This window comes from Petrotoga sp. SL27 (assembly GCF_002924605.1).
Lineage (GTDB): Bacteria > Thermotogota > Thermotogae > Petrotogales > Petrotogaceae > Petrotoga > Petrotoga sibirica.
Genome location: NZ_JAIP01000015.1, coordinates 264 through 6,308 on the forward strand (window position 1 = coordinate 264; position 6,045 = coordinate 6,308).

The window sequence follows — 6,045 nt, forward strand, 5'->3', positions numbered from 1 at the left end:
GGTTTAGAGAGATAGAAGTATTTTTAAAGAAGTTGTGGCTTGGAGATCAATATGCTGATTCCATAGCACTTGTTAGAAAAAGTGCACATTTTGGAATATATTTTATACTTGGTGTGTTTTCTTGGTTCTTTGGATATTTGTATTCAAAGAGGTTATTGATAGGGACTTTACTTGGAGTATCTTTACCAGCACTTATAGCTGCATTAGATGAATATTCTCAAGAGTTTGTTGGCAGAGGTTCTTCATTGAATGATGTTCTTATAGATATTTCAGGAGCTGTTTTTGCTAATATAATAATTTTGGTAATTTATGTGGTTTATAAGATTTGTAAGGAGATTTATCTAAGGTATAAATAAAACGCTATCCATTTTTAGATAGCGTTTGAAGTTACTAAATGAAAAGTGTACCACCCTATCACACAATTCCTGTATAATGAATTTGGTAAAAAAGATTATTTCAATATTTCTTTTAATTCTTCCATGGTTATTTCTAGTAAATTATCTCCTATGTAATCTATCGTTTTTTCATCCGCTTTTCTTATCTTATCTTTTATCTCTTGGGTTAATTCGTTACCAAATCTTTTGTTTAATATTCTAATTGCAAATTCTCTTTCTCCTTCAAGTTTTCCTTTTTCCATTCCTTCATTCCTCAGCTTTTCAGCTATTGTCATAACTATTTCACCCCTTCCAGGCATTATTTCTTTTTGTACCTTTAATATATCTTCTATCGTTATATCTTCCCTTACGTTTAGTAGGTAGATCATACACCCTTCAAACCATTCATGTACCTGTTCTTCTGGTAGTTGGTTTATGTATGCGAATACTATTGCTAATCTTTCTTTAAATTCTTTTTCGGTCATTGCCGTTCCTGCTCTCATTGCTTCTAATGCAACTTTCGTCGCTGTTAATCCTATTATCCTTTTTTTCCCTTTGATTGAGAAGTCACATATTTCATAACGGTATGTAGGTAAGTATGTTTTTAGTTCATCTGGTAAATCTTCTATCCCTTGTACCATATTTGATAAATTTGTTTCTACGTTCCAGATTTCTCTTCCATGGTATATTACCATCGGTATTATTATCGGAACCTTTTTTGTTTTGGGATCGTATTTTTCTTCCCATATGCTTGTAATGTATCTCAACAGTTGAAAGATTACTTTCCCTTCAATGTAGCTTTTGTGTTCCATAAGAATGTATACGTAACCATCTTTTCCATTTATCTTTGTTTTGTACAACATGTCTGAGAAGCTTTCTTTTAAATTTTCATCAACATGACTGTTGTTTTCAGGAGTTAAACAATCTAGGTCTACTATTTCTACAGCTTCATGAGGTAGATAATTCCATAAGAAATCTCGAGCTATCTTTGGGTCACTGAAAATTCGTTTGAAGAATCGATCGTGAGGATTGTACACTAGCTCGTTCATATCTTGCCTCGCTTTTTTGTTAGATTTTGTTTTGTTCAACTTAATTATACCATATGTTTTTGAAGGTTTGTTATTTTATCATATAACTTCTGTATAATAAGTTTTATAGCACCCTTACCCCGCTGCCCACCCATTTAAGGAAGGGACCTACCGTCTCTTAAACCTTGTTTTTCATACATAAGGAAAAAGTTCTTTGTTTGCGCCCTTCGCTCAGCTGCCCGTTTTATTGAAGACCGTTCATCTTGTAGATCGAGAGAATGTTTTTTAAATCAAAGAAGAATGTTTGGGTTGAGGGAAAAGGGTATCATTTTAAAGACATCGATTTATGGTCTAACCAATCTTTTCATTGGCATATAGTATAATCTAAAGGGGGAAAATATTGATTAGGAGTGATGCTATATGAATGAGAAACCTTCAGTTTTTATTAGTTATAGTTGAGATAGCAAAGAACATCAAGAATGGGTGAAAAAGTTAGTAGATGATTTAAGTTCTAAGGGGCATAGAAGTAAATTTTGATCAAAAAGAGACTCAAAGAAAAACAACTAATTTGTATAGGATGATGATTTAGAGCTTCTTTTTTCAAAAATTAAAGAGAAAAATAAAAATTTTGAATACATTCATGAAAAGATTTCATCAACCAAGAGTATATTTAAATTATATAAAAACGGGAATTTCATCGATGGTATAAAAATGTTTTTATGTAATTTATTTAGAGGCACAACATATGATATATGTTTCTCATATAGAGATAATTTAGGAAATGATAATTCATTTAATGAACAATTGACTTTTGCTATAACTAAAGATAATGAATTTAGGTTGAAGTATAGTTTTAGTGGTAATTTTTTTAATTCTGATGAAATTGTAAATATAATCTGGGAAAATCATATAAAAAATGTAATTAAAAGTTAGTAATTTTTACTATTATGGCAGATTATGAATGGTTTGATTGCTCTTGCCAAACCAAAAGTGTACCAAATTTTCCAATATTATAACCGTAATTACATTCGGAGTTGATAAATAGTGAAGGTATTGTTCATAACGAATTTGTTGCCATTTTCTCATAATCCTGCACGTGGAATTTTCATAACAAATAGGCTTAAAACTCTCGTTTTGGACCCCCGTTTCTTATGAAAGTTATGAAAAAGAACCAGAGAGTAAGGGGTTTTTGAAAAGACTTCTGTGTTTATTGCTGCAGTGATGTTTGTATTTGGATTGCTGATAGTTGTGTTTAAAGATGTGATATTTTTGCTTTTAGAAAGCTCTTATAGGCAGGCTGCTGGGATTAGCTCTTTTTTGATTTTGATGCCTATTATGTATACCGTTTCTGAAACAACGGTTGTTGGTATCAATTTTAAGAAAAAAACATATTGGCACATGTTGATAGCAAGTGTGGCAGCAGGGGTTAACGTGTTTGGGAATTTGATGCTTGTTCCTGTATATGGTGCAAAAGGTGCAGCATTTTCTACAGGGGTTTCGTATATAGTTTTCTTTTGTTTGAGGACGCTTATATCTAGGAGATTGTTCCCTGTGAATTACCATTTGGGTAAATTTTTTATTAGTACGTTTGTTTTTGTGATCGTTGCTTTTATAAACACTTTTGTTTCTAATATGTTCTTTCAGATTGTGTCTGCTGTTTTGGGTTTGATGGTTGTAATGTTTGTGTACAGAAATCAAGTGAAATATTTGTTTAATTTGGGGGTTGGTTTGATGAGGGAAGTGAAGGAAAGGGTAGTTAGTAGATGAAATTAGCACCCTTTTGCCGCTCTCCCCACCCATGTAAGGTCACTTCGCTTATTTTAAGGCTATCATTTGAGGTGGTTTTGTTATAGAATTAAACAGGTGATTTTATAAAAATGTGGATGAGATATTTAAGGTTGGATAATCTTTAGCTATTTTTGCATCTGACCATAGCTATCGAATTTTTCCATAATCTTTTCTATTTCTTCAGAAGATAAAATAACAGGTTTACCAATAGCTTTAGTCCGATAATAAATCTGACAAGTAAACTCTATTTCCTCTGCAGTGTTAAAAGCCCAATCAATATCCTTTCCTACTGCTAAAAGCCCATGATTTGCCAATAAAACGGCGTTATAATTTCCCATAGCTTGATAAGCGTTTATAGCTAACTCTTTCGTTCCATAGGTGGCATATTTTGCTAACGGAACCTTGCCCCCAGCATAACCAATGAGATAATGAACGGCTGGTAATTCCCAATTCAAGCAAGCAATAGTAGTTGCATAAACCGAATGAGTATGTACAACTGCCGTAACATCTTGCCTTTTTTCATAAAATATTTTGTGCAATTCATATTCACTAGAAGGTTTTTTGTTGCTTTCTAGAATGTTATTATTTAAATCCAGAACTACTACATCTTCTGGTGAAATATCATGATAGGGAACACCTGAAGGGGTTATAGCCATTAATTGTTGATCACGATTAAAAATACTTATATTGCCACCGGTCCCTGTAGTCAAGCCTGAGTCAATAAGTTTCTTACCATATTCTGCTACCAATTTTCTTTCTTCAGCTAGTAACATTTTTTGCTTCCTCCCATTTTAAACCTCTTTTTGATTTGTTATTTTTTGGATTATTTTAACAAAATTTTCAACGTTATTAAGTCACATTAGATTATATAAGATGTCCGTGAAAAAGATTTGTCACTTCTTCTTCGCTTTTTTTGTTTCTCGTCAAGGGTAAAAATACTAAATCCATTGAATCTTTATCCGTTAGTGGTTCTCCTTTTTCTGTCTTTTCTTTTATCTCTTCATACCTTATATAGTTAAAATGGGTTGAAAGAATATATTTTTTATTTAGCGCTCCTTCATCCCGCTCCCCATCCACAATTGGTCAATAATGAATTTGACAAAAAAATGTATAGGAAGAAAAGAAAGGTGATAAAGAGGTGGTATAATACAATTATATAAGATTTTTGTTTTTTAACAAACACAAAAGTCAAAGAGTGATAGCAAAAGAAATGGGTGTACGCAAGGCGACGGTGAAAAGAGCTATCAACCAAGAAAGATAAAAGAGAATCTTGGTATCAGCCAAAAAGAAGGTTTTTTGAAATTAGTGCCACTAAGAGGTAGTAGGCACGCAGACTTTGGCGAAGTTTGCGTGATGCAAGATAAGATACGAAGAAAGATATACGTATTCTGTGCAAAGTTATGCTACAGCAAGGTGGAATCTGTTAAATCTTATTTAGGAGAGTCTACAGAGTTTTTCTTTGATGGATTAACGTTGGTGTTTGACTTCTTTGGTGGAGTTCCAATTTAATAATATATAAAGAAAATTTTAAAAAGGAGGAATAATAAAATGAAAGAAACAGGAAAGGGATTTTTAATGGTAACGCTGATAGGGTTGTTTTTATTTGGAATAGGGCAGGTAGTCTGGGCAGAAAAATGGGAGCCTTTCCAATTTAGAGGGGATGAACGCTTTGAATATAAAATATTATTGGAAGAAGATGAAGAAGAAAGTGAAGTTATCTATATCTTGGATATCAAGAAATCTAAAAAAGATGAAGATCTCTTTGAAGTTACTTACACAACTAAAGTAACTTTGACCAAAGATGAATTAGGCCCAGAGTCAGCTTTCGGCCTATGGGGAGTTTATGGAATATCCTTGAATATGCTGGTCATTAATCCTACTTATGGCCTCTTCTTCAGTCAGATGGATTTAAAGGTAGGAGAAAAGATGAGTTTCTTTGGGGCAGGAATAGTAAAGATAATAGGGAAAGAGAAGATTGCCGGAAGAGAAGGATTTGTCTGCCAGCTCTTTTCAGCTGAAGAAGAAGATAAAATGATAGCCGAATGGGTTATTGATCCAGAATTAGCTCTACCTCTTAGGAGCAAGATATTTGAGGATGATGAATTGCAAGGTCAAATTGAGCTTATAAAATATTTGCAGTATTAAAAAAACTGAGGCTTGAAAAATTTTAAAAATATTTCACGGGATGTAAAAAAGATTGAATAATTTTCTTTCAGAAGAATTGAAGACTGAAATGAAAATCGAACCTTATCAGAAAAAAATCTGGGATTTGCTAAATGAAAATAATCTTTTGATAATTCACCCGGAAAGTGGAAGTATAAATAAAAGAATAGAGATAATAAAGAAATTTAAAAATCAGATTTATTTAGTTGAAGCAATTGATGGAGAAGATTTCTATAAAATTTCAAGGAATTTTGATAAAAGCACTCCTGATAATATTTATAATACAATTTATGATTTTATTTGTAAGGTATTTAGAAAAATAGAATGCACTTACTAAACGAAAAGTGTACCAAAAATAAGTGTCCGCTAAACGAAAAGTGTACCTGATTATGCAAAGTGTGTCCGCCCACCCAACAGGAAAAAAGCCTTTTTCCATTTCACTCCGAAACTCACCTATGAGGAAATGGAAAAGGGTTTTGCCCTGTTAGCTATCCAAAAATATCAGATAGTGTTTTGCTTACTACCATTATTTCAATAACTCTTTTAGGTCTTCTAAGGTAATGTTCAGAATGTTTTTCTTTATTTGGTTTATGGTTTCTTCATTTGCTTTTCTGATCTTTTCTTCTAATTTTTTATCAATATCTTTTCCAAACCTTTGGTTTAGAATCTCAATTATTAATTCTTTTCTTTCT

At 32.3% G+C, this 6,045-nt stretch carries 7 protein-coding genes; 5 read left to right on the forward strand and 2 right to left on the reverse strand.

What is annotated here, in order from left to right; translation table 11 throughout:
• A partial coding sequence (locus tag AD60_RS06050) for a VanZ family protein (RefSeq protein WP_199177858.1) occupies window positions 1-356 on the forward strand: 356 nt, incomplete at its 5' end.
• A 95-nt stretch (window positions 357-451) separates the two neighbouring features.
• On the opposite strand, the gene AD60_RS06055 is transcribed toward AD60_RS06050, so the two are convergent.
• On the reverse strand, window positions 452-1,423 hold the full coding sequence (locus AD60_RS06055) for an Rpn family recombination-promoting nuclease/putative transposase (protein ID WP_103927458.1): 972 nt from the start codon (window positions 1,421-1,423) through the stop codon (window positions 452-454).
• Between the two features lie 1,182 nt (window positions 1,424-2,605).
• Between AD60_RS06055 and AD60_RS06065 the strand changes: the two genes are divergently transcribed.
• Window positions 2,606-3,169, forward strand: a complete 564-nt coding sequence (locus tag AD60_RS06065; protein ID WP_233186833.1) for an oligosaccharide flippase family protein — start codon at window positions 2,606-2,608, stop codon at window positions 3,167-3,169.
• Between the two features lie 146 nt (window positions 3,170-3,315).
• Here the strand turns inward: AD60_RS06065 and AD60_RS06070 are convergent, their stop codons facing one another.
• Window positions 3,316-3,963 carry an L-fuculose-phosphate aldolase gene (locus tag AD60_RS06070; protein ID WP_103927460.1) on the reverse strand — a complete coding sequence of 216 codons (648 nt, stop codon included), beginning with the start codon at window positions 3,961-3,963 and terminating at the stop codon, window positions 3,316-3,318.
• A 532-nt stretch (window positions 3,964-4,495) separates the two neighbouring features.
• On the opposite strand from AD60_RS06070, the gene AD60_RS06080 reads away from it, so the two are divergent.
• From AD60_RS06080 to AD60_RS06090, 3 genes are read left to right on the forward strand one after another with little or no spacing between them, the layout of a single operon-like run.
• Entirely contained in the window at window positions 4,496-4,699 is a 204-nt protein-coding gene (locus AD60_RS06080) for a hypothetical protein (protein WP_103927462.1), read from the forward strand.
• A gap of 39 nt (window positions 4,700-4,738) precedes the next feature.
• Window positions 4,739-5,335 (forward strand): hypothetical protein, encoded by a 597-nt coding sequence (locus AD60_RS06085; RefSeq protein ID WP_103927463.1) that lies wholly within the window; start codon window positions 4,739-4,741, stop codon window positions 5,333-5,335.
• 52 nt (window positions 5,336-5,387) lie between these two features.
• Window positions 5,388-5,690, forward strand: a complete 303-nt coding sequence (locus tag AD60_RS06090; protein ID WP_103927464.1) for a hypothetical protein — start codon at window positions 5,388-5,390, stop codon at window positions 5,688-5,690.
• Window positions 5,691-6,045 lie beyond the last annotated feature (355 nt).